We start from the raw sequence: 2,149 nt of genomic DNA on the forward strand, positions 1-2,149 counted from the left end.
GCCGGCACGGCATTCGCGCCCGATCCAGGCGCGACCCCCGGCGCCGAAAGCGGCACCGGCGCCGCGGGCGGCGTCGGCACGACCGGCGTCGTCATCTTCAGCGGTTCGCCCTGCGGCGTCGGCGCGGGCTCGGGCAGCGGCGCGACGGGCTCCTTCTCGGCGGCCTTCACGGTTGCGCGGTCGCGGCGCGCCGGGTCGATCTTCAGGAAATGGTCGACGAGCGTGAAGAAGCGCTCATAGAACACGCCGGCGGGAATCGTCTCGCTCGCGGTCTTGACGAGCGCGTCGTCGCTCGACCCGATCGGCAGCGACAGCGAGCCGAACACGCTCAAGCCGACGCTGGCCGACGTATTCGACTTCTTCAGCGTATAGCGGTCCTGCACCGCGTTCACGTACGCGATGCTCGACGAGCCGTCCGCATTCGCGTCCGCGCACACGACGTGAAACTCGATCACGACGTGCATGTCGTTGCTCGGCTGGAAATTCTTGCTGCCGTCGACCGCGTCGTTGCGCGACGACGACACCACGTAGCCCTGGCTCAGCAGCGCGCGCCGCGCGGCCTCGCAGGCCGCGTCGGATTTCGAGTGGAACGTGTGCGCATACGGGCTGGTGGTCGCGTCGAACTGTTCCTGCTGGTAGATCGGCTTGGGCGGCGACGAGCATGCCGCCAGCACGGTCGCGACCGCGAGCGCGCACGAAACGGAAAACAGGCGAAATCGGTTGTGCATGGCGTCTTTCAGAAGGCTCGGCGAGAGGCGGCGCAACGGGAGTGCCCGGATTGATGCGCGCGCACATCTCGTATGGCCGGGGCGACATTATAGTTTCGTTTGATGTCGCGCTCGCTTCAGTCGGCCGGCGCGCCGCGCGCCGCGGCCAGCAATTGGGCCGTCAGCGGATGATGTTCGCCGCGTCGGGAGCGGATCGCGTGGATCTCCTCGGTCACGTCGCCCGCGCGCCCGAGCCGCCTGAGCCCGCGCAGCAGCGACGCATCGTTCGCGCCGAGTTCGCTCAGTGGAAACACGCCGAGGCCGCGCGCCGCGAACACGGCCATCAGCGCGCTGTCCTCGAATTCGCCGGCCACGCGCGGCACGATCCGCTCGCTTTCCAGCCATCGGTCGAGATGGGCGCGCAATGCCGAATGCGCGGTCGGCAGCAGCACCGGCAGCTCGGCCAGACATTGCGGAAAGCGCTGGCGCGCGGCCGGCGTGACGAGTGCCGCGGGCCCGTACCAGTCGACCGGCGACGCGACGAGCCGCTCGCTCGTCACGCGCAGGTTCGACCCGGACGGCGCGCCGTGGCCGGCCAGCACGAGATCCAGATGATGCAGCGCGAGTTCCGCGAGCAGCGCGTCGTGCTCGCCCTCGTGGCACAGCAGCCGCAGCGTGGGCGTGTCGAGCACGGGGGCCAGGATCGCGTGCGCGGCGAGCTTGGAGATGCCGTCCGCGAGGCCGACCGCGAGCCGCACGGTCGGCTGGCTGGCCGCCGCGCGCACGTCGTCGGGAATCTGCCGGCCCATCTCGAAGATGACTTCCGCGCGTGCAAAGGCGGCCTGCCCGGCATCGGTCATCGCGACGCCGCGCCCGGCGGGGCGCAGTAGCTGGTGCCCGAGCGATTTCTCCAGTTCGCGCACCTGCGCGCTGATCGTCTGCACGGCCATGTCGAGCCGCTCGGCCGCACGCGCGAAGCCGCCTTCCTTCACCACGACCCAGAAATAGTACAGATGTCGGAAATTGAGCATCGAAGCGCGATATATCGGAAAAACCGAACCTAAAGTCAGATTCTCTCTGATTTTTACGAAGTTCGGGGCGTCATATCATCAGGCTTTCCACTTTCGTATCGGCCCCGCCCATGGACTACCTGCTGACGCTTGCCACCGACCCCGCCGTCTGGGCCGCGCTCCTGACGCTCGTCGTGATGGAAGTCGTGCTCGGCATCGACAACCTGATCTTCATCTCGATCCTCAGCAACAAGCTGCCCGAAGCGCAGCGCGCCCGCACGCAGCGCCTCGGCATCGCGCTCGCGCTGGTGATGCGCCTCGCGCTGCTCGGCAGCGTCGCGTGGATCGCGAGCCTGACCGAACCCGTGTTCACGCTGTTCGACCATGCGTTCTCGTGGCGCGACATGATCCTGCTGTCGGGCGGCCTGTTCC

The 2,149-nt window shown here is 68.2% G+C and carries 3 protein-coding genes; 1 reads left to right on the top strand and 2 read right to left on the bottom strand.

The genetic code is table 11. The features are described 5' to 3' along the window. Positions 1-728: DUF2242 domain-containing protein (locus H3O04_RS35105; RefSeq protein ID WP_202589493.1), on the bottom strand; the 728-nt coding region annotated here is incomplete at its 3' end. 116 nt (positions 729-844) lie between these two features. Further along, positions 845-1,738 (bottom strand): LysR family transcriptional regulator, encoded by an 894-nt coding sequence (locus H3O04_RS35110; RefSeq protein ID WP_011545055.1) that lies wholly within the window; start codon positions 1,736-1,738, stop codon positions 845-847. A 110-nt stretch (positions 1,739-1,848) separates the two neighbouring features. Here H3O04_RS35110 and H3O04_RS35115 point away from each other — a divergent pair. Beyond that, positions 1,849-2,149 (top strand): TerC family protein (locus H3O04_RS35115; RefSeq protein WP_442862861.1); only part of this gene is annotated, 301 nt, incomplete at its 3' end.

Source organism: Burkholderia sp. KCJ3K979 (genome assembly GCF_016759955.1).
GTDB classification, from domain to species: domain Bacteria; phylum Pseudomonadota; class Gammaproteobacteria; order Burkholderiales; family Burkholderiaceae; genus Burkholderia; species Burkholderia orbicola.

What these genes read in the sequence shown, in the direction of transcription:
- H3O04_RS35110 (WP_011545055.1), bottom strand. Translation starts at nt 1,738, where the DNA reads ATGCTCAATTTCCGACATCTGTACTATTTCTGGGTCGTGGTGAAGGAA.